At 37.8% G+C, this 23,679-nt stretch carries 20 protein-coding genes and 1 pseudogene; 6 read left to right on the top strand and 15 right to left on the bottom strand.

Annotated elements, in window-relative coordinates; translation table 11 throughout:
• Positions 1–214 precede the first annotated feature (214 nt).
• The gene (locus JNUCC23_RS05780; protein WP_454214754.1) at positions 215–1,144 is read right to left on the bottom strand and encodes a manganese-dependent inorganic pyrophosphatase; all 930 of its coding nucleotides are present in this window, start codon (positions 1,142–1,144) and stop codon (positions 215–217) included.
• 730 nt (positions 1,145–1,874) lie between these two features.
• Between JNUCC23_RS05780 and JNUCC23_RS05775 the strand changes: the two genes are divergently transcribed.
• The 4 genes from JNUCC23_RS05775 (at position 1,875) to JNUCC23_RS05760 (ending at position 6,178) form a co-directional block, all read left to right on the top strand.
• Positions 1,875–4,073 (top strand): ribonucleoside-diphosphate reductase subunit alpha, encoded by a 2,199-nt coding sequence (locus JNUCC23_RS05775; RefSeq protein ID WP_454215997.1) that lies wholly within the window; start codon positions 1,875–1,877, stop codon positions 4,071–4,073.
• Between the two features lie 141 nt (positions 4,074–4,214).
• Entirely contained in the window at positions 4,215–5,267 is a 1,053-nt protein-coding gene (locus JNUCC23_RS05770) for a ribonucleotide-diphosphate reductase subunit beta (RefSeq protein ID WP_062182554.1), read from the top strand.
• Positions 5,264–5,722, top strand: a complete 459-nt coding sequence (locus tag JNUCC23_RS05765) for a flavodoxin domain-containing protein (RefSeq protein ID WP_403072369.1) — start codon at positions 5,264–5,266, stop codon at positions 5,720–5,722. Before JNUCC23_RS05770 ends, JNUCC23_RS05765 begins: the two co-directional genes overlap by 4 nt.
• 153 nt (positions 5,723–5,875) lie before the next feature.
• A complete protein-coding gene (locus JNUCC23_RS05760; protein WP_403072366.1) occupies positions 5,876–6,178 on the top strand; it encodes a DUF3892 domain-containing protein in 303 nt (100 codons plus the stop codon).
• A gap of 63 nt (positions 6,179–6,241) precedes the next feature.
• Here the strand turns inward: JNUCC23_RS05760 and JNUCC23_RS05755 are convergent, their stop codons facing one another.
• Both JNUCC23_RS05755 and JNUCC23_RS05750 read right to left on the bottom strand, forming a co-directional pair.
• Positions 6,242–6,439, bottom strand: a complete 198-nt coding sequence (locus JNUCC23_RS05755) for a cold-shock protein (protein ID WP_028393295.1) — start codon at positions 6,437–6,439, stop codon at positions 6,242–6,244.
• A 215-nt stretch (positions 6,440–6,654) separates the two neighbouring features.
• Complete coding sequence (locus tag JNUCC23_RS05750; protein ID WP_454214750.1) at positions 6,655–7,134, bottom strand: hypothetical protein; 480 nt, start codon at positions 7,132–7,134, stop codon at positions 6,655–6,657.
• 822 nt (positions 7,135–7,956) lie between these two features.
• Between JNUCC23_RS05750 and spx the strand changes: the two genes are divergently transcribed.
• Complete coding sequence (gene spx / locus JNUCC23_RS05745) at positions 7,957–8,352, top strand: transcriptional regulator Spx (RefSeq protein WP_062182566.1); 396 nt, start codon at positions 7,957–7,959, stop codon at positions 8,350–8,352.
• Between the two features lie 150 nt (positions 8,353–8,502).
• On the opposite strand, the gene JNUCC23_RS05740 is transcribed toward spx, so the two are convergent.
• Both JNUCC23_RS05740 and JNUCC23_RS05735 read right to left on the bottom strand, forming a co-directional pair.
• Entirely contained in the window at positions 8,503–9,924 is a 1,422-nt protein-coding gene (locus JNUCC23_RS05740) for a HAMP domain-containing sensor histidine kinase (RefSeq protein WP_403072358.1), read from the bottom strand.
• Positions 9,914–10,606 carry a response regulator transcription factor gene (locus tag JNUCC23_RS05735; RefSeq protein WP_403072355.1) on the bottom strand — a complete coding sequence of 231 codons (693 nt, stop codon included), beginning with the start codon at positions 10,604–10,606 and terminating at the stop codon, positions 9,914–9,916. Before JNUCC23_RS05735 ends, JNUCC23_RS05740 begins: the two co-directional genes overlap by 11 nt.
• 384 nt (positions 10,607–10,990) lie before the next feature.
• Between JNUCC23_RS05735 and JNUCC23_RS05730 the strand changes: the two genes are divergently transcribed.
• Positions 10,991–11,140, top strand: coding sequence for a YjcZ family sporulation protein (locus tag JNUCC23_RS05730; protein ID WP_403072352.1), 150 nt, complete (start codon positions 10,991–10,993; stop codon positions 11,138–11,140).
• A 195-nt stretch (positions 11,141–11,335) separates the two neighbouring features.
• On the opposite strand, the gene JNUCC23_RS05725 is transcribed toward JNUCC23_RS05730, so the two are convergent.
• The 10 genes and pseudogenes from JNUCC23_RS05725 to JNUCC23_RS05680 all read right to left on the bottom strand — a co-directional run bounded on the left by JNUCC23_RS05725 (position 11,336) and on the right by JNUCC23_RS05680 (position 23,535).
• Entirely contained in the window at positions 11,336–11,932 is a 597-nt protein-coding gene (locus JNUCC23_RS05725) for a DedA family protein (protein ID WP_062182574.1), read from the bottom strand.
• Between the two features lie 742 nt (positions 11,933–12,674).
• Positions 12,675–12,803 (bottom strand): hypothetical protein, encoded by a 129-nt coding sequence (locus JNUCC23_RS05720; RefSeq protein ID WP_403072349.1) that lies wholly within the window; start codon positions 12,801–12,803, stop codon positions 12,675–12,677.
• Between the two features lie 125 nt (positions 12,804–12,928).
• Complete coding sequence (locus tag JNUCC23_RS05715; RefSeq protein WP_403072346.1) at positions 12,929–14,071, bottom strand: mannitol-1-phosphate 5-dehydrogenase; 1,143 nt, start codon at positions 14,069–14,071, stop codon at positions 12,929–12,931.
• 5 nt (positions 14,072–14,076) lie between these two features.
• Positions 14,077–16,167 carry a BglG family transcription antiterminator gene (locus JNUCC23_RS05710; RefSeq protein ID WP_454214746.1) on the bottom strand — a complete coding sequence of 697 codons (2,091 nt, stop codon included), beginning with the start codon at positions 16,165–16,167 and terminating at the stop codon, positions 14,077–14,079.
• Between the two features lie 229 nt (positions 16,168–16,396).
• Complete coding sequence (locus JNUCC23_RS05705) at positions 16,397–18,304, bottom strand: PTS mannitol transporter subunit IICBA (protein ID WP_062182581.1); 1,908 nt, start codon at positions 18,302–18,304, stop codon at positions 16,397–16,399.
• A 208-nt stretch (positions 18,305–18,512) separates the two neighbouring features.
• Positions 18,513–18,839: pseudogene (locus tag JNUCC23_RS05700) on the bottom strand (YnfA family protein).
• Positions 18,840–19,099: 260 nt separating this feature from the next.
• Positions 19,100–20,179, bottom strand: coding sequence for a copper resistance D family protein (locus JNUCC23_RS05695; protein ID WP_454214744.1), 1,080 nt, complete (start codon positions 20,177–20,179; stop codon positions 19,100–19,102).
• A complete protein-coding gene (locus JNUCC23_RS05690) occupies positions 20,176–20,730 on the bottom strand; it encodes a copper resistance CopC family protein (protein WP_454214742.1) in 555 nt (184 codons plus the stop codon). Before JNUCC23_RS05690 ends, JNUCC23_RS05695 begins: the two co-directional genes overlap by 4 nt.
• 308 nt (positions 20,731–21,038) lie before the next feature.
• Positions 21,039–23,174 carry a heavy metal translocating P-type ATPase gene (locus JNUCC23_RS05685; protein ID WP_454214740.1) on the bottom strand — a complete coding sequence of 712 codons (2,136 nt, stop codon included), beginning with the start codon at positions 23,172–23,174 and terminating at the stop codon, positions 21,039–21,041.
• Positions 23,167–23,535 (bottom strand): ArsR/SmtB family transcription factor, encoded by a 369-nt coding sequence (locus JNUCC23_RS05680; protein ID WP_454214738.1) that lies wholly within the window; start codon positions 23,533–23,535, stop codon positions 23,167–23,169. Before JNUCC23_RS05680 ends, JNUCC23_RS05685 begins: the two co-directional genes overlap by 8 nt.
• Between the last annotated feature and the right edge of the window lie 144 nt (positions 23,536–23,679).

Raw genomic sequence — 23,679 nt, 5'->3', positions numbered from 1 at the left:
TTTGGTTCCTTTCTAAATAAAATAAGTATCCCTGATAAATGGTTTGACTATATTAGTAAGTTGCGCAGACTAAGTACCCATGTCCTTCATACAAAAAAAGCAAAGGGTCAGACCCCGCAACAACTAAATACAGTACAAGATTAGTGTCTGAAACACTACATACTGTTTTAGAGTGCGAGGTCAGACCCTCATGGGACAACCTCTTTTACATTTATTACTTCGTGAAAATGTCTGTTAACACAGGCACGATTTGTTTCTTACGCGATACAACACCGTGAAGAACAGCAATTTTATTATTCAATGTGACATTATACGCACGTTCCACAGCTTGAGTTTGTTTACCTAGTGCAAGTCCGACAGAATCATTTGTCAAAATATCAGTTACGACAAATAGGAACAAGTCTAGTCCTTTGTCTGCGATTACGGCCTCAATTGCTGCTTCCAATTCTGCTTGGAGTGCTAACACTTCATTCACATCGACTGCGTTTACTTGGGCGATTTCAACCTTAGCATCCCCCATTGTGAATTCTTTAGCATCTAGCGTGATGAGTTGAGAAATCGTTTTGTCACTAAGGTCTGCTCCTGCTTTAAGCATTTCAAGACCATATGTTTCCGCATTAACCCCAGCAATTTCTGCTAATTCCATGGCAGCCGCAACATCTTGCTCTGTGCATGTTGGTGATTTAAACAATAATGAATCAGAAATAATCGCAGAAAGCATCAGCCCTGCAACTTCTTTTGGTACTTCAAGATTATTTTCTTTATAGATTTTATTTAAGATCGTTGCCGTACAACCAACTGGCTCAGCGCGATAGTATAACGGATCGCTCGTTTCGAAATTCGAAATTCGGTGATGATCAATGACTTCAATGACTCGAACCTGATCAATGTCATCTACACTTTGCTGACGCTCATTATGATCTACCAATATCACATCAGAAGCTTCTCCTTTCGCTGCTGTAATCAAGCGTGGTGCTTCGAATTTAAATGTATCAAGTGCATATTGTGTTTCACCGTTCACTTCGCCTAGACGAACTGCCTCTGCATTCATTCCTAATTGTCTTTTCAAATCGGCATACGCAATTGCTGAACAAATTGTATCCGTATCTGGATTTTTATGTCCGAAAACAAGTACTTTTTCCACGTTATTACCCCTTTAAAATAAAATTGTTTCAATTCTTCTATTTTAACATAAAGTTCTTTGCAAAACACATTTCAAACTTGCAAGTTTATTAATTAGCTCCTACGCAAATTACTGAAAATAGATGATACTCCATGCTACCTAATCAATCATGCATCAAAATTAATTTTTTTAAACCTTCTTCATCCTTGCTCAGTCTAGCAACCATTTGATAGAATAAGCAATTCAGGCACTTATTCCACAATTTTTTCAGCAGAAACTATACTTTTTATAAAAATCAAGATTTGATTTATTTTTATTTATCCATTAGGATAATAAGGAGCGAATCACAATATATAGATGTTGAAAACCAGAAATATATCTATATATAGAAATTGAGCTTTAGATGCTAAAACCGTGCTTTGCCGATATGAACAGTAGGGTCGACATAATCCTACAAATTCACCTAACTAGATATAGTGAATCTCTAACTTATGTGAGTGAATGAAAAGATTGTCTGCAAACAAACAGTTTTTATGTTGCGAGATGTTTTGATTCACTCACCATGTGTGACTATTACGAATCGGCTTTTCACAAAAAATGCTACGTTTTTTTGATTGTATTTAAGGAGGAACTTACTATGAACCTACCAATTAATAATTCTTTCGCCTTTCCTGATGTGGAAAATTTAACAGAAAATGCAAACTCACTACATTTAAACCACCTATCCAAAGAATTCGAAGACAAATTGGACATGGACAAATATAAAAAACGCTTTATGAAGTGGCTTGATCGCCAAGATGGTCCGACAGAAGAGCAAACTTCCAAGAAACTGATCCAAATGGCTCTTGAAAGTGTCGACATTGACGCTCCAGACTGGACGTTCGTGGCAGCGGCTGAGTTATTGAACTCCATGTATCGTGAAGCACAGGCTAATCGAGGCTATGAAGGGATAAAATATGGCTCCCTTTATGAATTGATTCACTTAATGTCCAGCGTACAAGATGGGCAACGCTACCCCGTTTATAAAGCTGAATTGCTTGATGCTTATACTAAAGAAGAGATTGACGAATTGGGCTCAACCATTGATCCTGAAAAAGACAAGCTCTTCTCGTATATTGGTCTCTATTTGTTAAACGATCGATATCTTGCACGCCCAACGAACAACGCTGTTTATGAGTTGCCCCAAGAACGGTTTATGATCATTGCAATGGAAATCATGCGTCTTGAACCGAAAGAATATCGACTTCAATTCGTCAAGGAAGCATATTGGGCCATGTCAAACCTCTACATGACCGTTGCGACGCCTACTCTTTCGAACGCAGGGAAAACACATGGACAACTAAGCTCTTGCTTTATTGACGCTATTGAAGACTCGATTGATGGCATTTATCTATCAAACTACGATGCTGCAAAAGTTTCTAAATTTGGCGGCGGCGTTGGACTTTATGTCGGTAAAATCCGTTCACTCGGTTCGGACATTCGTGGCTTCTCAGGCAACAGCTCAGGTACAACACCATGGATTCGTCTATTTAACCAAACAGCAGTAAGTGTCGATCAACTCGGACAGAGAAAAGGTGCAATTGCGATCTATCTTGATGCATGGCATAAAGATATTATGAGCTTCCTTGATTTAAAAACACAAAATGGCGACGACCGTCTGAAAGCACATGATATTTTTACTGGCGTTTGTATTCCTGATCTTTTTATGGAAGCTGTAGAGAATCGCAAAGAATGGTATTTATTTGATCCTCATACAGTCAAGCAAACACTTGGGTTCTCACTTGAAGATTTCTATGATGAGAAAAAAGGGGAAGGTAGCTTCCGTGAACATTACGCACTTGCAGTAGAGGCAGCCAAAAACGGTGTTCTTCCAAGCTATGCGTTTGAAAAAATCAACGCCATTGAAATTATGAAAAGTATTATGATTTCTCAGTTAGAAGAAGGCGTGCCTTACATGTTTTATCGGGATGAAGTGAACCGCAAAAACCCGAACAAACATAAAGGGATGATTTATTGTTCGAACCTATGTACAGAAATTGCGCAAAACTTAAGTCCTTCTTCAATTACAGAAGAATACGAAACAGAAGATGGCGATGTTGTCATGATTCGTAAGAGTGGTGATTTCGTTGTATGTAACCTTTCTTCCATCAACCTGCCTCGCGCTGTTGGTGATGAAGTATTAGACCGGCTTATCCCGATTCAAGTACGGATGCTTGATAATGTAATTGACGTGAATAATCTTCCTGTCAAGCAAGCGGAAATCTCAAATAAACGATACCGTGCGATTGGTTTAGGAACATTTGGCTGGCATCACCTGCTTGCTACGAAAAATGTGTACTGGGAGTCAGACGAAGCAGTTGAGCTAGCTGACACTCTTTATGAGAAAATTGCTTTTCTAACAATCAAAGCATCAAGTGAGCTGGCACAAGAAAAAGGTGCTTATCCATATTATGAAGGCTCTGATTGGAATACAGGCAACTACTTCGAACTTAGAAATTACCAAGACGAAGCTTGGACAACATTAAAAGAACAAGTGCAAAAACACGGCGTCCGAAACGGTTACCTGATGGCGATTGCACCGAATTCATCGACCGCTAAAATCGGAAATTCAACTGATGGAATCGACCCGTTATATGAAATTGAATTTTACGAAGAAAAGAAAAACTTTAAGTTCAAGGTAACGGCTCCAGGATTAACGCCATCAACCTATGAATACTATAAGAAAACGCGATTCCACTTATCGCAAAAAGAAAGTATTCGACATAACGCAGCTCGTCAGCGTCATATCGATCAGGCTATCAGTTTTAACCTGTACGTTCATAACACGATTAAAGCGAAAGATTTACTTGATATACACATGACTGCATGGAACAGTGGAATGAAATCAACGTACTACGTTCGTTCTACTTCTTCTGAATATGATAATGCATGCGAAAGCTGTTCTAGTTAAAAGCCTTAGCGCCTTATTAGTAGTAAATTTATTAAAAATATAATCGTACACATTTGCTGAATAAAAAGGCTCCCTTTTTATTCAGCTTTTAATACGATCTTGATACGAACTTATATTCCCTATAAACAAAGGAGCGATTATATGACAACTCACATAAAAAAAATCCGCTTGTTAGAACCAACATATCCTACAAAGGCAACAGGGGTATTCAAAGGTGAGGGATCCGGTTTTCTCCTCTGGAATGATATTCAATATGAAAAATTTTATGATGTCTATACACAGCTAATCAATAACTTTTGGAAGCCTTCAAGTGTAAACATGATTCAAGATAAAAAGCAGTGGGGAGATTTGGACGAAGACATCCAAGACGCTTTTCTAGACATTCTTACGATGATCGCTGGCATGGACAGCTTGCAAACACCAACACTAGTGGAGATTCTTCGATACGTTAAAGACCCTGCTGCAAAGGCTATCCTTGCAAATATGGCACAACAAGAATCAATTCATAACGAGTCCTACTCTTACATCCTTGCTTCTTTGATTCCTTTAAATAAGCAAAAGCAATTGTTTGATCGTATTAAACAGCATCCACAAGTTGTAAAACGAAATAAACCCATTGTAGATGCTTATCAAAAATTTGTTGATGATCCGAGTCCACAACATTTATTCGAAGCTTTAATACATTCGACCAATCTCGAGGGTATTTATTTCTATCTTGCTTTTGCCTTCTATTACAATTTAGGCCGTCAAAACCTAATGACTGGTTCTGCAACGATGATTTCCTATATTCACCGTGACGAGATGGTCCACTTTGACTTTGTCGGAATGCTTGTACAAATTTTAATGTATGAATATCCAGAATTGAACAATGAAAGCAACACGAAATTCATTTATGAAACATTAGAAAAAGCTGTGGATTTAGAAAAAGAATGGTCAGAGTATATGCTTGAAGACATTCAAGGAAAAGCAGACCTTGATTTAGAAGAGTTTTACGAATACATTGAATACATTGCTAATAAACGATTACGCATATTTGGATTGGATAATCTCTATAAGGAATATCCAGAAAATCCAATGCCTTGGATTAAGACCTTTGATGATGAATCAATCAGACTGACCAAAACAGACTTCTTTGAACAAAAATCTAGAACGTATAGTCAGGTCAATGCAAGCAATGGATTCGATGAGCTATGAAAACGGCCATCGTGTACCATTCTGCCGGGGGTAATACAAAAGCCTTAGCAGAAGCCATTTTTTCTTTTTTGCCGGAAGCAGAGCTATTTAGAATCAAAGATTTTGATCTCAGCACGATTTCCCAATATGAAGGTTTATTGGTAGGTACTTATACATGGGGCGATGGAGATTTACCCGCAAAAATCGTTCCATTATATGAAGAATTAGAAGTTGCTCAAGTAACGCCATTAGTTACCGGCGTATTTGGTACAGGTGAAACAAACTACAATCATTTTTGCGGAGCTGTTAACCAGTTCCGCGACATGCTATTTGCCAACACACAATTAGCCGTTACATTAAAGATTGAGCAGATGTATCAAGATTCAGACCTTTCGCGAATTCAAAAGTTCACAGAAGTTTTCAAAGCGAAATTAAGGGCTCAACAAAATAAGTTTGAAAAATCCGCCGTCCTATGAATAGACGGTGGATTTTTTTCAACTAATGATAGCCCCTTGCTCCTGTCGCTAAATCTTTAGTTAACTATTCAATGAACAAATACGAATTTGCTATATTCCTATGTATACATTTATTGTATTTGCTTATTCTATATATAGGAGGTGGCATACAAAATGGATCGTTTTGAAGATGCATACAATCAATATAGAGAACAAGAAGCTACAGATAGTCGGATAAATCCAGAGATTGATGATGGCAAGGAATATATTGAAGCCGTCCGGAAAAACGATGATGGCAATATCATTGCCGTTAAAACAAATGCTGGCAGAGAGCTAGATTACCCTACCGCTATATCCGAAGCAAAAGATGGAAAACTTGCTCACGTAGATGTTTTCCATAAATATGGACGAGATATTTTACGAAGTGAGCCGGACGGGATTAAGGAAAATAACCTGGATGAACTACCACTCTTTTAAAATAGGTTTTTAAAACACGAAAAAGGCCCCCAAAATGGAGCCTTTTTCTTATAGAATCATAAATTATTTTTGAACGTTAGCAGCTTGTGGTCCGCGAGCGCCTTGTTCGATTTCGAAAGAAACTTCTTGACCTTCTTCAAGAGTTTTGAAACCTTCACCTTGGATAGCTGAGAAGTGTACGAATACGTCGTCTTGACCTTCAACTTCGATGAAACCGAAACCTTTTTCTGCGTTAAACCATTTTACTTTACCTTGTACCATGTATAGTGCCTCCTGTTTGGAAAAAATCCCTTTATTACTATTCTTGATCTAGGATAATGTCTTCAAGAGGAAACCATAAAGGTACTTCCTTCTATGAATCTTATTCCGAACAAAAATAATTGATTATAGTATACCATGTATTTTAGAAAAAAAACAAGGAAATTGCCCAAATAACAATCGACAATTCCTCCTATTTTTCTACAATCAAAAGGCTTTTACTTCTTTTTTCTGAAGCGTTCTTCCATTAAATAACGCTCTGCCTCAACTGGGGATTCGAAGCATTCTTCAATATTAATGCCTGAATAAATATTCCATAACAAGTCCTCATGAACTAAAGTCAGCTCCTGTTTGTCACGACCAATCCAGATCCCCTCAAGGTCCGAAAATTCATCTTCAGCTTCTTCCACTTCTTCAAACGGTTCTGCTAAATAAGCAAGGCTTGATGCAATGATTTTCTTCAACTCAGCCTCAGAAAAATCCCTAATATTCACGAATCCTTTAGGTCCTCTTTCTTTCTTAGGCAAATGTCTGGCAAACACAAATCCATTTCCATTCGGATGTAGGTGCTGCACAACAATTTTTTTCTCATGCAAACTTTCTTCATAATGAAAATTCACTCTTCCAAGTGAAACATCTTTTCTCGTTAATTCTGGAAATGCTTCAATAATCTTTAATTTCTCTTCAAAAGTTAACAAAATCGTTCCTCATTTCATTCATTCAATAGTGTTCGTCGATTATATCATAAATGAGGATGAAAGAATAATTTTCTATAGAAAACAAACATAACGTGAAACTTCCATCAGTGGGGGGTTTTTCATCCCCCACTGATGGTTAGTCCCGTTCTACTGTCGCTAAATCTTCGATAAAGCGACGTACGAACCCGATTCAACGAACTCAGACTAAATCAACGTCTGAGTGACCCACATCCTGTGGGCCTCAACTAAACCGCTGAAGAGCATAGCGGTAGTCTCACTGTATCTCACCAATCGGGGATTTACTTCAATAATCGAGGCTACTGCTCAGCCTCGACAAGCATAAGATGTAACACGGCGTGGCGTAGTTTGCCACCGAGTATTACATCTTATGCTTGTCGAGGGGCTAGGAGCCGCAGCTAGATTAGGCTGTTTATCCCCCCCTATTTATTTCTTGATTCTCCCTCAAAAATTGAGGTGGGGGTATTACAGCCTGTTAAACCGGGATAAACATCATCACATTCGACAACAAGAAAGTGGAACTTCCATTAATGGGAGTATTGTCGCCTTTAAAACCAGTATAATAGTAGCGAAATTAATTTTTCTAAAAAATATAGAAGTCTGACATGTAGCTGACACAAACAAACGGTAAAGTAAGAGTATCAAGAAAAGCAATCAATGTTCTCACCGCAGAACTTAGTGAAAAAGGTAACGTACTATTTCAGATGAGAGTTTCGTAATTTACCCGTTACTTCATCATTAAACAAACAATAACTATACATTGAATACTTAAACTATTAAAATTTCTAGAAGGAGTCGATTGAATTGGTTACTATTTATACTACTCCAAGCAGCTTAGCATGCCGAAAAGCAAAATCCTGGTTAAACAAACATGATATTGCCTACACAGAACGTAATTTATATGCACAACCATTAAGCGTTGAAGAAATTAAGGAAATCCTTCGTAAAACTGAAGGTGGCACAGATGAAATCATCTCAACACGCTCAAAAAAATTCAAAAATTTAAATATTGATATTAATACAACACCATTAAATGAGCTATGCAAGATCATTCAAAAAAATCCTGATTTGCTTCGCCGCCCTATTATCTTTGATGAAAAGAATTTACATGCCGGCTATAATGAAGAAGAAATGGGACGCTTCCTGCCACGTCAAGTTCGCCATATCCAATTGTGGAGAGCGATTAGTTTAATCAATTAATACTCATTTATCAAAAGAGGCTGTCTCAATAGACAGCCTCTTTTGATGGTTTAAAACATTTTCAACTGTTTAGATATCTTTTTAATAACTCGTCATACTATTAAAAAATCTGATCCGTAAAAGTGGCTTTAGGGATGCCCCTTTTAGGTTTTAAGTCTCCGCTTTTCTAAGATGAATCGTAAAGGTTGTACCGTTTTCACTGCTTTCTTTCAGTGTAATATCTCCTTTTTGTGCTTTGGAGAGCATTTTACTGAACGGAAGGCCTAAACCTAATCCCCTTACTTTAAGCTTCTTCTTCTCGCCTCTGTAAAAAGGTTCAAAGACATAATTTATCTCATGTATTGGTATGCCTCGTCCGTTATCTTTTACATCAATCCGAATTTCATTTTCCTCTTCATACAAGGAAACTTCAATTTCCCCATTTTCCACTAATGCTTGTTTTGCATTATTCAACAGATTGATGATAATTTGTTGGAGTCTGAAGGAGTCGACATAGCCAATAACAGATTGATCAGGCACTTTGACATGTAGATCAAAGTCTTGCTCCTCTTGCGTCATTTTCCAGCGATACGCCATTTCTCGAAGAAATTCATTTATATCTGCATTCGCCATGAGCATGGTAAATGAGCCAGCTGACAGCGAATTATAATCGAGTAAATCCTCAATCATTCTTTGCAGTCGGTGGGTCTCTTTAAGCGAAATATCCAAAAACTCCTTGCTTTCTTCCCCAGTTACGACATCATCTTTTACTGCTTGAATTAAGCCGCTAATGGATGTAACTGGAGTTTTCAAATCGTGTGTAACGCCAGCAAGTAATTCAGCTCGTAATCTCTCCATTTGAATTAACCGATTTGTCATTTCTTTGAATGATTCGACCAATTCATAAATCTCCTCTTCCCGTGTCTCTTCTTCTTTTAGTTGAATATCATAATTCCCTTCACGAATTTGCGCCGCAGCATTCGCTACATGTTGAATCGGTATCGAGATTTTCCGAGAAAGGGCATAGATAACACCCCAACCAAGAATCAACAGACCACACATCATTACAGCAAGCATCCCATGATCCGTGTTGATTTCATTTAAAGATGCTTCTTCCTGGGCAATAATCACCCAACCTTTTATTTCATCATGATCTATGATTGGAGACTTCACGATATACACTTCGTTTGCCTGTTCAAATTTCACTTTCTGAACCGTTTGCTTATGGTTCATAATAGCAGCTGGTAGCTTACTTGCACTGCTGTCAATATAGATTTGAGGGATGGTAGAAATAATTTCCCCATCAGGCTCTACAATGTAAATGATCGGGGTTTTATTTAGATTAATCATTTTTTCCCGTTCTTCAATCGCTTTCGCTAGAACAGGTCCAACAACGATTTGTCCATTTCCTTTTATTGCACGGTCAGCTGTTTCTTCCGCTAAATATTTCAACAGATTAAGTCTGTATTCTAAAGCAGTCTTTTCCATCCACCAAAACGAAACAGCTGATAATATGAGCAAACCCGTTGTCAGTGTAATTAAGTATCTGGTTGTCCAATAGCGTATAAGTGTCGTTCTTTTCTTAATTTTCATAGACAAGCAGCTGATACCCCATTCCACGTAATGTTTTTATTTCTCCTTCTGTATCAGGCCATTTCCCCAGTGATTTCCTTATTCGTTTAATAGCAAGGTCCACCGCTCGATCACTTCCATCGTAATCGATTCCCCAAACCTGATCGAGTAATTGCTCCCTTGTGAAAATCTGGTTAGGATGTTTAACCAAGAACATGAATAATGAAAGATCACGTGGTGTGAATGGTATCTCTTGTTCATTCAAATGAACCTGATAGGAGTTAAAATCAACCTTCAAGCTTCCCAATTGTTTGGTGTTTTCATTTTCCTCATCAGCAAAAGCTGGTGATCTTCTAAGGACTGCTTGGACCCTTGCTACAACTTCATCTGCTACAAATGGCTTTGATATATAATCATCTGCACCAGATTTAAATCCAGACAAACGATAATCCACATCTCCAAGTGCTGTCAACATGATAACCGGACAAGAGCTACTTTCACGGATTTTATCCAAAATTGTCCACCCATCCATTCCAGGAAGCATGACATCGAGGAGGACAAGATCAGGTTCATGCTCTCTATATGCTGTTAATGCAAGCGAGCCATCGTAGATTTGAATGATTTCATATCCCGCTCGCTGCATATATGCTTTTAACACCATTGAAATGGCGATTTCATCTTCTACAATTAAAATCTTTTTCATTGCCTTCTTCACTTCCTTGAATAAAAGTATAATGAATTTATCACCGAAGTGCTAGTCGTAGGGCATAAGCCTCAAAACAATAGCAAAATCCATCACAAGACTTCGCTCTGATGGACGCTTCATTATAAGAAACAGTATATAGGACATATGTGTCAGCATTATGTTGAAATCGTTTAGGTTGTTTGATTCAAAAACAGATTATTTACTAAAAAGTGAAAGTTTCGGAAATCTAATAAGCACCTCACAGCCTTTATCACCATCATCTAGCGCCCATTTTAATAAACAGGCAAACATTTCTGGGTGATGGACATATGATGAATTAGCTTAGATCATTTGCTTTTACTAAGCCACTAGAAAGCTTTTCAAAATAGAGGAGGAACTACTATGTCTTGTGTGGGTGAACGCGAATGTGGTGGATTCAATAATGGTTTTGCTTTAATCATTGTGTTATTCATTCTTTTGATTATTATCGGGTGCAGTGGATTTGTCGGAGGTTTCCAAGGAGGATACGGTGGAGGATATGGTTGTTGCTAATAAGCTTAAATAATGAAGGAAGGCGCTTATATGAGCGTCTTTCCTTATTGTATCTATTTCTCGTTAATCTTTTACTGCTTCACGGTATTAATTACCGCTAATTGAAGGACAGCTTCAATTCTAATCTATTCTAAAAAAGAAAAAAGCTTGCAGAGATACATTTCCTTCTCTCCACAAGCTAGCATATTCTAACTTTTAATTTGTTCTTGTCTTCGATTTTCTGGCCTTCACAATCATCCAAATAATGATAATCGCAATGGGAATAAGGAGAAGGTTTGCGTATTGTCCAAAGATCGCACCGGCCTTTTCCCACTGAGGTCCAAGTTTATAGCCTAAATACACATAAACACTTGTGACAGGTAGCATAGCTACATAGGTGTACACGATGAATTTCCAAATATTCATCTTCGTCATTCCACATGGGATTGAAATAGCTGTTCGTACACCAGGTATAAACCGTCCGAAAAATGCCACGCTTCCACCATATTTTTCAAAAAAATGGTCTGCTTTATCAATATGAACTTCTTTCACAAGAAAGTATTTTCCAAATTTCAAAACAATCGGCCTTCCGCCATAGCGTCCTAAAGCATACAGTGTTAGAGGTCCTAACACACCACCAATCGAACCAGCGAAAATGGCCAAATAAAGATTCATATCCCCTTCGTACACCCAAAAACCTGCAAGTGGCAACACGAGCTCTGCCGGTATAAATTCAAAGGTCAAAGCAAGCATGATTCCAAAATAGCCCAATCCTTTAAAGGCCTCAATCATATCCATAATAATGGATTCCATTTGTAATACCCTCCATCTTCTAACGATTGCATACTAAAAAGGATGCCAAACTAAGGCAATAGGCATCCGCTTCATTTCGACAAGTAGCCGGCAACCGAAAACAAGTATTAACCAATCTACTCCTCGACGATACAACCACTTTTTCTCTATTTAGAGTATAGTATACAAGCCTTTCCGTCAATTCCAAATAACGAGAAAAGGTTCGTGTTATATCCATTAAAAAGATTCGATCACGACCATGCGTCCAGCATTTCCTCCATAAGTGTGGCTCTTTTACATATATCAATCGATTCCGACAATATATCAGCCGAATTAGAAATATATCGGCGTGTTTCATTTATCTCTTCATTTCATAAGAATTTCTCATTTTATTCATAATTTGTTCATCATTATCCTATACTATAAAGAATAAGCAACATACCTTTTCCTCCTTATCTGAATCCAGCAGCTATTGCTGGATTTTTTTCGCGTACAGACGATTATTTGCATACAAAACCTGTATGGTGTCAAAACGCCAACATTTACCACGAAGGATTAATCCTGTAGCACGCTACACCACCTAATCACAATGGTGGCGGTGCGGAGCCCGAATTTTGGATGCTTTCTAAGGTAAAATCCGTATACCCACTAAGTAGATTGGCTATATTAATAAGTCGCGGAGACCCGCCCCCATGTCCTTCATACAAAATCCACTAATTACAGCTGAATACTGGCTTGTTTAGCGGATTATGTTTGATAATCTTTAATCAGCTTTCTTAATAACATACGCTTGCTTAATTTCTTGATATTCTTGTTCAGTGATGATTCCGAGTTGTTTAAAGATCGCTGAATACCCTACAATTTTCTTTTGAGTCCGCTGTGAATAAGACATATCTTGTTCTCTCCTTTTTACTACATAATGTATTCCGAAAATTTTTGCTTAGTGCAACATAATTGCTTGCGGTAATAAAGTAAAAAAATCAGTGGAGATGCCCCCCCACTGATTGCAGTTTCACTTTATTTTTTTAATACATCATAATGCTTGATTACTTCTAGCGTAATTTCACTATTTTCATCTAATCCACTTACTTCTTTCAGAACATACGCTACACCATGTTCTTTTATCATGGCTTGCATTTTTACTGCTTCTTCATCTTCCTTGTTATCAAAGAGTAAGGCTGATGCGATTGCCTTGGTAAGATTCGTGTAAGATAGTCCAGCTTTTTTTGCTTCAGTAGCTGGGCGTACTAGACGGTCATTTGCTCCAAGCTTACGAAGAGGCGAGCGGCCCACTCTAGTCACATCATCATTTAAGTAAGCATTTTTAAAGCGATTAATAATCTTATTAATATATTGTTGATGCTCCTCTGGATTTAAGCCATATTGCTTAATTAAATAAGCACCCGTTTCACCAAGTGTTGCTTGAACTTGCTTGATAATCTTTTCATCAGCTAACGTTTGGTCAATCGTCGACTTATTCTCAAGATACCCAAGGTATGCAATAACAGCATGTCCTGTATTCACTGTAAAAAGCTTTCTTTCAATAAATGGTGCAAGTTCTGAAACAATTGTCATCCCTTCGATTGGCGGAATGCTTTCACTTGTTTCTACAACCCATTCATAATAAGGCTCAACCAGTACATCGAGAGAATCTTGATTGTTTTGAATAGGAACAATGCGATCAACGGCTGAATTAAAGAAATAGACTTTACCAGCTAAATTTGCTTGGGTCTCTTCATCTAGATTTTCTAATATATAGCCTTTTAAAAGGTCTGTTGCCGAGATTTGATTCTCACAAGCGATCACGTAGATTTTTTCATCATTTTCCTTTACGCGAGCAGCCAAGCCCTTTGCGATCAATGGAGCAATACGTGGTAGGATATTCGGTCCAATTGCAGTCGTCAGGTAAGTTGCACCTTTAATCGCTTCAATGACTTCATTTTCCTGCCTCATATTATTTAGTCCTGATACATTTTCTATCGTTACAGCTTCTTTCTGATCTGTAGCCAATTTAACTTGATACTTCTTCTTCTCGTTTAACTGATTAATGATTTGATCCGCAAGATCGATAAATGTCACCTGATAACCAGACTGTGAAAAAAGTGCTCCAATAAATCCTCTTCCAATGTTTCCTGCTCCAAAATGTACTGCTTGTTTCATTCATATCATTCCCTTATTAAATTAGTATGAAGATAATCTAGAAAAACGGCCTCTAATTTTGCACGAATCATGCCCTCATTCGATGAGGAAAAAGTCATAATCGATTCATTATTCTCAATTAAACTTGTACTTATCAAACTGACGATTTCCTGCTTACTTACACTCAGTTCCTCAGGCGCCAACATTAACAGCAAATTCTTCATATACATGTCTCTACCATCCATACCTTTTATCAGACAAGACTCTTCTAAATGGGAGATTTGGAAAATAAGCTCTTGAACGTTCTCACTTCTGCAGTGAAAAAGACCCATTCCTGTGTTTGGAATGCCAAGCCCGCCTTTTCTTTCCCTATCCATTAACAGTTCAAACACTTCATTTGCATGAGTTAAAAGCTTATCTTCTTGCGCCATCCAAACCATTTCTTTAATAACTTGTTCGTGGCCTTTTAAATGAGGTTTCCGATACACCCGAAAATGATCTAGAACAGCCTGGATGCTTTCTTGTACATCCTTCAGCTCTTGTAAGATTTCCCTAATCCCATCCTTTGCTACGCGAGAAGAGGAGGATTCCGTTTTTGCTGTTTTTTTATAATGCTTATTTTTTGTTAAGTTCTCGATGTTATTCCGTAAAAATCTCCTAATCGTCAAAATGTTTTCCTCAGTTAAAAGTGGCGAAACCAAGATATTTTCAACGTGAATAAAAGGAAGGCGGACGGTAGAAATAATAACATCAAAGTTTTTTAAATTTCCATGCTTCTGAAGATCTTTAATCGAACTGATTTCTACAGCATCAATCTCTGAAATTTCTTTTTTTATTCGACTTGCTAGCATCTTTGAGGTACCTATACCGGTTGGGCACACAATTAGTGCTTTTATTGATATTCCTTCTTCCCTCATAACGAGTGCTGAGCCAAAATGAAGGGTAATAAAGGCTATTTCGTCATCGGGAAAATATTCAACTTCTTCAAATTCCTTTTCTACACTGTTCTGTACAGCCATAAATAGAACCGGATACTTTTGTTTGATTTCCTCTTTAAGTGGGTTAAATAATCCCATTTGTTGTTTAAGGCGGAACAACGCAGGTTCCATGTGAGCAAGAAGCCCCTGATACAAGGAAAAGTCCATTGTTAAATCAACATGTAGCTTTGAGGACACATTTCGGATGAAGCTTTTTACCTTTCGGCTTAATACAACGCTATCATAGGGAACGGTATCAGCTGCTTGTAGCTTAGATCCTTTAAGAATAACCGCCAAATAAATCAGATCGGCTTTAGTAAACACGACCGAGTAAGTTTCTTCAATCTCCTTACATATTTTCACGATTAGATTATATTCCTCAGTTAATTCAAGCGAATAATCTACAATTTCCTCTAAGAGAAAATCGGATTCTGTCCTTTGCATGGAAATACACATATGTACAATCAATCCAATATAATCGCCATCCGCAAGACGTGGCTGTAAACGATTTAAAGTCATAATAACTAATCGATCAATAGCAAGAAAATACTCTGGAAGAAAATAATACAAGACCATTTCTTTTGAGTATTTTCCATTTTCTAATAAAAATAAGCTCTCTATCAGTTCTTCATTAAAATACAGTAAGAAATAGTTTGCCAAGGCTTTTCGTTTATTTGCTTCCGTCCCGAGAAGCTCAACCCCGACTCCTCTTTTTCTAGTGATTTGCACATTTGAATGAGTTAACCAGTCTGTCAATTCATCCAAGTAGGTGGTTAGTGTCGTACTACTGACACCTAAACTAGTGGCTAACGACTGGATTTTGTATGATTCTTCTTGCAATAGTGCTAAAAGTAGCTGCAGTTTTTTTTCCTCTGGTGTTTCATCGATTGGGTGAATTCCCAATAAGTACTGAACCAATCGAAATATTTTTTCATTCTTCCCCTCAATCTTGAGCCCCTTATCCGCATTGCGGGCTAAATCAAGCTCAAATGGCAGGAGAATCTTTTCGATTGTTTTTAAATCACGATGAATGGTTCTGACACTTACATTTAGATAATTCGCAATAGAAAAAGCTGTATGTTTCCCAGATGTTTTAATAATTAATTCAATAATTGCTTTTTCCCTTGAGGTAATATACATGCTACCATCTCATTTCATTAGAAAAGCGCAAGGAGCAAGTTTCAGTGACCGGATAAAGACTTATCAAGCTGTATAAGGAATATCCTTCTTCCTATCAGTTTAATCGTCTTATGTTCCTAGAACCGATTGCGCCTTGCGCTAGAAAACAGATTTGTTGTAAGAATTCACTCTTACAAAAGGGAGATTAGAAAAGCGCTTGGTTCACTTTTCTATTCGTAAATGCAAGTATTTATTCTTTTCCTAAAATAGCTATTATTTCTTGCGCCGTTTTCGCTTCGACTAACTTTTCAATATTATCCATATCAGAACATGTCACGGCGATCCCAGATAATATCTCAAGATGTGTACCGTCTTTCCCAGCAATACCGAAGATTAAACGTACTTTTTGACCGTCAAAGTCCACTCCATTTGGAACTTGTAAAACGGTAAATCCAGAATTGAGAACATCCTTTTTCGCTTCTTCAGTACCGTGTGGAATCGCAACATCATTACCCATATAGGTTGAAGTCATTTCATCACGAGCAATCATGGCTTCAATATAGCTTTCGTTCACATATCCAGCATTCACTAATGCTCTTCCAGCAAAGCGAATCGCCTCTTCTTTATTAGCGAATTCTTGATTTAGAAACACATTTTCCGGACGAAGCAAGCCGTCATTGTCATTCTCACTATCAGGGTTACCAGGAACAGCTTCTTGTGCATCTTCTACGATCTCATGAAGCTCTGCATTGGCTGGAAACTTTAACTGACTGATTAATCGATCATATTCTGGACTTGATAAGAAATTATCCACGGAAATATGATACGCATTCGGCACTTGTTTCTGTGCTCTCGGTGTCAGTTCTTCCTGTGTGATGACAATTTGGGCATCAGAAGGAAGATTACTAATAGATGTATTCGTAACAGCGACATCCATTCCTGCTTCCTTCACTTTCTTGCGAAGAAGAGAAGCACCCATTGCGCTAGAACCCATTCCGGCATCACATGCAAAGATGATTTTATTCACGTTATCCGGCATCGTACCTTGTGAAACAAATACATCTGCAACAGAACTTTTCTTCCCTTTCATTTCTTGCATTTTTTTAGCTGCATCTTCAATGCTTTCATCTGTTTGCTTCCCTGTTTTCAGGACGAATGCAGAAATAACAAATGAAACAATTCCTGCTACTAACACACCTGCAAAGTTTGCTATAAACGCACTTGTGTGATGTGGAGTAACTGCAGCGATTGCCAGGATACTACCAGGTGATGCTGGGGCGAATAACCCTCCACCTAAAAGTACTAATGTAAATACGCCACTCATTCCACCCAAGATAACGGCAAAAAATAACATCGGACGCATTAATATATATGGGAAGTAAATTTCGTGGATTCCGCCAAAGAATTGAATAATGGCAGCTCCCGGTGCTGATTTCTTGGCTGTCCCTTGTCCAAAAATACTATAAGCAAGCAAGACGCCAAAACCAGGTCCTGGGTTTGCTTCAAGTAGTAACAAGACCGATTGTCCTGTCTGTTTAATCTGCTCTAAACCAATTGGTGAAAGGATGCCATGATTGATAGCATTATTTAAAAATAATATTTTTGCAGGTTCGATTAAGATACTTGTCAACGGCAGTAGTCCAGCTGCCACCAGCCAATCTACACCATTCACAAGCCAACCCGTAAACAAGTTTACAGCAGGACCAACCCCTAATAAGGATAGAATAGCGAGACCTCCGCCAATGATTCCTGCTGAGAAATTGTTAACAAGCATTTCAAAGCCAGCTTTCACTTTCCCCTCAATAAACTGATCAAATTTCTTTATTGCATATCCGCCGACCGGTCCCATGATCATGGCACCAAGAAACATCGGAATGTCTGATCCTACGATGACACCCATTGTCGCAATAGCACCAACAACACCACCGCGTTGATCATGTATAATCTTACCGCCTGTGTAACCTATTAATAGTGGCAGCATGTATTTAACCATTGGATCGACCATTTGGCCTAAACTTTCACTTGGAAAGAAACCAGTAGGTATAAATAGTGCGGTAATTAACCCCCACGCTATGAAAGCTGAAATATTCGGCATGACCATCGAACTAAGGAAATTACCAAACTTTTGTACAGCTACTTTTATATTTAGTTGAGCCATTTTCTCTCTTCCCTTCATTATATTCATCATTAATGGTAAAGGACGAGTCTCAAGCATTCAATAACGAAGAAAGCTAACTTTGTCGCGACAAAGGAGACAAAGGTATTGTTTCTCAAATATATTCGACTTATTCTCTTGTTAAAAGATTGCACGCTTATTTTATTGTGGATAATATAATAACAGTATTATTTCATTACTATCGATTTGTTTATTGCCTTGGTGCCCATAACACAACAGATACACCAATTAAACAAATGGCACCACCTACCCAGTCGTACAAGTCTGGCGTTTTTTTATCTACTCCCCATCCCCATAATACCGAAAGTATAATAAAGACACCTCCATACGCAGCATAAACACGACCGAAAGATGGAAATGTTTGAAACGTAGCAACAACTCCATATAAAGCTAAGGCGAGTCCTCCTAACATCCCCAAATAAAAGGGCTTTCCCTCACGAAGCCATAACTAAATAAGATAACCTCCACCAATTTCTGCTAATCCCGCAAATAAAAATACAGCAATCGTATAGATCATCTTTACTCACATATGTTTGGTAAAATTAATTATACTTGATCCAATTCAAAATTCACTGAATTCTTCAAAGCCTATGTAAATATCGCCATATAAACGATTTAAACATCCTGCCATTCAGACTATTTCATGTAAATAGGCAACATTAACTCTATTTTATAACGAGAATTCAATTAATTTAGAAGAAAAAAGCCATCCTCCTTTAACAAGAAGATGACTTTGATCCACATTTAGATTTGATAACAACATATTTGTATATGGATTTATATGGACATGGATAACATCAATCCCATATACACAGCAGCCATAAAACTCACTCCGAATAGTAATCCTAAATAAGGTTTTCTATTTTTAAAACTTACAATAATCATCGCCAAAAATACGAAGGAGATGATTATTAACAATATCGTTTGAAAAAATGGAGTGAACTGTACATGTAACGGAACAATAATATCTATACCTAATAACCATTCTACCCAAGGAGAGGCCCCTTCAGAAATTACTGTAAGATCAATTGTATGAGGGGGCGATAATGTCCCCATTACAGCGGTAAAGTAGAATACAAACATTAGTAAAATACTTTCAACAATCAGCCAAGGACGTGGGTTGAACGTCGAATGATTCATTGCTTTTTTCACAAGAAATCCGTTAACAAAAGCAAAAACAATGACAGGAATGATACTAATATGTTTAAGGAGCAACATCTGTCCATAAGGTAAGACCCAAGACTTCACATAATCTTTCGGTTCCACAATCGGTACCATCATCATAAATCCACTTATAAAAATTACGACTAAACAGACGATAGCAAATGGTGTAAACCAGCGCAAAAATTTTAACCAATTGGAATGATTCTTTGAGAACCATGATATATGAATGAGTATACCTGCCCATATAGAAACGATTAGAAAATGGGTCGTATTAGAGAATAATCCTTTCCAAAAAGACAATGATGCACTATGACTAGCATATCCTACTCCTAGAATCATTAAGAATAGCAGCAATGCCTGTAAATATTTAGATCCTTTTACATAGATGGTCATCCATAAAAACGTTGCCATAAAGCCTATGAAAATCCAGGACTTCCCAATCTGAAATTCAGTAAGGACAGACATCGTCGCCTGCTGTAACCCAACACTGTCCTTAAAATAGGAGATGACTTGCACAATGGGTACTAAAGTAAAAATAATGATCCCAAGAGTTGAAAGTAATAATACAGATTTCGGAACATTTATCTTTGGCTTACTTTCTTCTGGTACAAATTGCAGCGCGATATACCCCGCTAGAATTGAAAACATCAGATAATTTCCCAATTCAGCAATTTGAATTAGTACATTCATCATTTACGCTTCTTCTTGAACAATACAACTAAACCCATAACCAAAATGGCTAAAAGAAGTACTGTAATAATTGTTGTTACTGTATTGGTTGATGTTTGATTTTCTGTTTGATCTTCTGTTTGAGTCTCTACTTTATCCTGCTGTTCATTCGCTTGTTTGTTTTCTTCTACTTTGGGTTGTGTTGTTTCTTTTTCTTTGTTTATTTGTTCTATTTCTACAGTGAATGAAACCTTGCCAGTTATTGGATGCCCATCTTCACCTACAATATTCCAATCAATGATATAAGAACCATTTTCAAGAGGGGTAGATAGTGTTCCAACCAGTTGCCTGTCTTGTACTAGGGTTTGAGAAAGTGGTATTTCTACTCCATCTTTCAAAAGCTTCATAGTGCTTAATTTTTCAATATTCCCAGCGTAGTCGAGAGTGATTTCCTTAAGTTCCTGGGTCACAACTTGGCCTTCTGTAGGATTAGATGAAGATAGATGAGTATGTGCACTTGCCATGGTAGGGATTGATATGAACATACATATCAACATAAAGAGTAACTTTTTCATTATCGATCCTTTCTTTTGACTAATATTTTTCTATATAACCTTTTTATCGTAACATTTTTAGCCTCGATAATTTCGCACGTATTTTCGACAATTTTGTAAACATCATAAAGTGAAACTTCAATGTTAGTCCCTTTCTAGTGTCGCTAATACCTCCGCGCAGCGTAGGTAAAGCGACACTACGAATCCAATTGGTTCCTCTAATCCTTGAGATGGGATTTTACTGCCCGTTAATGCGGGATAAAAGTCTATTCCGATATCCGTTCCAATTACTTGTATCATCGGGCATAAGATTCTATGCCCGGCACTTTTTATTTATCTTTTAATTTAAGAAGTCGTAAGCTGTTAAGTGTGACAAGTAAAGTGGCACCCATATCGGCAAAAATTGCAATCCAGAGCGTTAACCAACCAGGTACTACCAATAATAAAGCCACAAGTTTAATCCCTAATGAAAATGTGATGTTTTGCTTGATGATTGATAAAGCTTTTCTGCTTAGTTGTAACGTATATGGTAATTTCTCTAAATCATCTGCCATAAGAGCGATATCAGCTGTCTCTAGGGCCGTGTCAGTTCCGGCACCGCCCATTGCAATACCAACCGTCGATGCGGCAAGTGCTGGAGCATCATTCACACCATCTCCAACCATGGCCACCTTTTCATATTTTCTTCTGAGATCCTTAATAAAAGCTAATTTATCTTGAGGGAGTAATTCAGCCTCTATATCGGAAACACCGACTTGGCTCCCAATCGCATTTGCTGTGCCTGCATTATCTCCAGTCAACATGATCGTTCTCTGAATACCCAGTGAGTGAAGCTTTTCGATAACTGTCTTACTGTTTTCTCTCACTATATCCGCGACCGCTAGCAAAGCTAACACACCATTTGCAGTACCAATCAACATGACTGTTTTCCCCTGATTCTGCAATCCAGTGATCATTTCCTTTGTGGTTGTCGGGATTCCATTCTGAACTATTTCATTAAATAATTGGGGACTTCCTACATAATAAGTCTCATCTTTTACCTGCCCTTTAATGCCCTTACCTGTAATGGCGGTGAAGTCTTTGATGTTTACTTCTTTATAAGGTATATTCTCTGCCTCTGCCTTTTTCATGATAGCTGATGCTAATGGATGTTGAGATCCGTTCTCTAAAGCTGTGGTAATCGCTAGAAGTTCACCCGAATTCATATCCGTTAATGGAAGATAATCCGTTACAACAGGAACACCTTTCGTCAAGGTTCCCGTTTTATCGAATGCGATGGCTTTAATTGCGCCCATCTCCTCCAAATGGATGCCTCCCTTAATTAAGACACCTTTTCTAGCAGCGTTTCCGATTGCTGTTACAATCGCAACAGGTGTAGAAATAACTAATGCACATGGACACCCCACCACTAATGCAGCCAAGCCTTGATAAATCCATTTGTTCCAATCACCATCAAAAAACAGTGGAGGAATGGTTGCTACCCCTAAAGCAACCAAGATGATTAATGGTGTATAATATTTAGCGAACCGATCTACAAATACTTGGGAAGGGGCACGTTCTGCTTGTGCTTCTTCCACTAAGTGAATAATCTTTGCAATCGTCGTATCATCCACATGTTTCGTAACCCGTACCTCAAGAAGTCCTTCTTCATTTAAGGTTCCAGCGTACACTTCATCATCTATTCCCTTAGCAACAGGTACCGATTCTCCAGTGATAGCCGCTTGATTGATCGTGGATGCACCTTTACTAACTATTCCATCCATTGCAATTTTTTGCCCAGGTTTTACAATCATGATATCGCCGATTTTGATCTCTTCAATTTCTATCATGAACTCTTTGGTCCCTCTACGAATGAACGCTTCTTTTGGTGCGATATCCATAAGAGAGCGAATCGATTGGCGGGCTTTATCCATTGAATAGGATTCTAATGCTTCACTTATTGCGAAGAGAATCACAACAGTAGCACCTTCACCCCATTCTCCAATAATAGCAGCACCTATTACAGCAATCGTCATTAAAGTCTTCATATCAAACTGAAATCGAATCAAGTTTTTAACTCCTGTGAGAAAGAGGTGATAACCACCAATAATCATAGATGCTGCATAAGCCAATACCGTAGCTACACTTTCTTCCCCATTTAATTGCCCATAAAAATAACCAAGTAATAGGAAAATAAGTGCGCCTATAACCGAAGAATTCTTTTTCCAGAAAGGTTCCTTCACTTCTACAAGACGTTGTTTTTCGGGAGTGACTTTTAAATTTTCAAAAGCCCCCGCTTTTTCCAATTCTTCAATGGAAGCATCACCAAAAACTGTAATTTTAGATGCTCCAAAGTTTAATTGTACATCTGATACTCCATCTAGACTTTTTACATTCTTTTCGAACTTAGCTGCACAGTTTGCACAAGAAAATCCTTGAACTCGATAGACTGCTTTTTCCTCTGAAGTCTCTAGCTTATTATTCATGCACTGCCACCTCCTTTTGGTGAGTCAATGCAATTTGGACTAACTGTTTAACATGATCATCATCCAAGGAATAAAACACTAACTTTCCTTCTTTCCGATATTTAGCTAAACCTAAGTTTCGCAATAACCTTAGGTGGTGAGAGGCCGTCGCAGTTGTACACCCAACAATACTCGCTACATCACATACACATAATTCATCTTCTTCACTCAACGATAAAGCGATTTTAACTCTTGTATCATCAGCCAATGCTTTGAATATTTGCGAGACAGCCATTGTATTTTGTTTGGATACAGATTCTTTCACTCTTTTTACTTTTGACTCATCAATACAAGTTACTTCACATACATCAGTTTGTTTCATTTTTTTCACCGCCATTATTCAAATACTTATTTGACTATTAGTATATGAGGTACTTTTTCATTAGTCAAACAATTATTTGAATGTTTGCTAAATTTCACGTATTCACATTCCGATCAATAAAAGGATCAGACCTTCTCTCTATCG

The sequence above is a fragment of the Peribacillus sp. JNUCC 23 genome, from assembly GCF_053653995.1.
This window is presented reverse-complemented; position numbering and strand designations above follow the sequence as displayed.

Coding starts and splice junctions, on each gene's coding strand:
- JNUCC23_RS05730 (WP_403072352.1), top strand. CDS start 10,991: ATGTCTTGTGTGGGTGAACGCGAATGTGGTGGATTCAATAATGGTTTT.
- JNUCC23_RS05740 (WP_403072358.1), bottom strand. CDS start 9,924: ATGAAAATTAAGAAAAGAACGACACTTATACGCTATTGGACAACCAGA.
- JNUCC23_RS05680 (WP_454214738.1), bottom strand. CDS start 23,535: ATGAAACAAACTGATGTATGTGAAGTAACTTGTATTGATGAGTCAAAA.
- JNUCC23_RS05705 (WP_062182581.1), bottom strand. CDS start 18,304: ATGGCTCAACTAAATATAAAAGTAGCTGTACAAAAGTTTGGTAATTTC.
- JNUCC23_RS05715 (WP_403072346.1), bottom strand. CDS start 14,071: ATGAAACAAGCAGTACATTTTGGAGCAGGAAACATTGGAAGAGGATTT.
- JNUCC23_RS05735 (WP_403072355.1), bottom strand. CDS start 10,606: ATGAAAAAGATTTTAATTGTAGAAGATGAAATCGCCATTTCAATGGTG.
- JNUCC23_RS05770 (WP_062182554.1), top strand. CDS start 4,215: ATGACAACTCACATAAAAAAAATCCGCTTGTTAGAACCAACATATCCT.
- JNUCC23_RS05690 (WP_454214742.1), bottom strand. CDS start 20,730: ATGAAAAAGTTACTCTTTATGTTGATATGTATGTTCATATCAATCCCT.
- JNUCC23_RS05685 (WP_454214740.1), bottom strand. CDS start 23,174: ATGAATAATAAGCTAGAGACTTCAGAGGAAAAAGCAGTCTATCGAGTT.
- JNUCC23_RS05710 (WP_454214746.1), bottom strand. CDS start 16,167: ATGTATATTACCTCAAGGGAAAAAGCAATTATTGAATTAATTATTAAA.
- JNUCC23_RS05725 (WP_062182574.1), bottom strand. CDS start 11,932: ATGGAATCCATTATTATGGATATGATTGAGGCCTTTAAAGGATTGGGC.
- JNUCC23_RS05775 (WP_454215997.1), top strand. CDS start 1,875: ATGGACAAATATAAAAAACGCTTTATGAAGTGGCTTGATCGCCAAGAT.
- JNUCC23_RS05720 (WP_403072349.1), bottom strand. CDS start 12,803: ATGTCTTATTCACAGCGGACTCAAAAGAAAATTGTAGGGTATTCAGCG.
- JNUCC23_RS05760 (WP_403072366.1), top strand. CDS start 5,876: ATGGATCGTTTTGAAGATGCATACAATCAATATAGAGAACAAGAAGCT.
- JNUCC23_RS05695 (WP_454214744.1), bottom strand. CDS start 20,179: ATGATGAATGTACTAATTCAAATTGCTGAATTGGGAAATTATCTGATG.
- JNUCC23_RS05765 (WP_403072369.1), top strand. CDS start 5,264: ATGAAAACGGCCATCGTGTACCATTCTGCCGGGGGTAATACAAAAGCC.
- JNUCC23_RS05755 (WP_028393295.1), bottom strand. CDS start 6,439: ATGGTACAAGGTAAAGTAAAATGGTTTAACGCAGAAAAAGGTTTCGGT.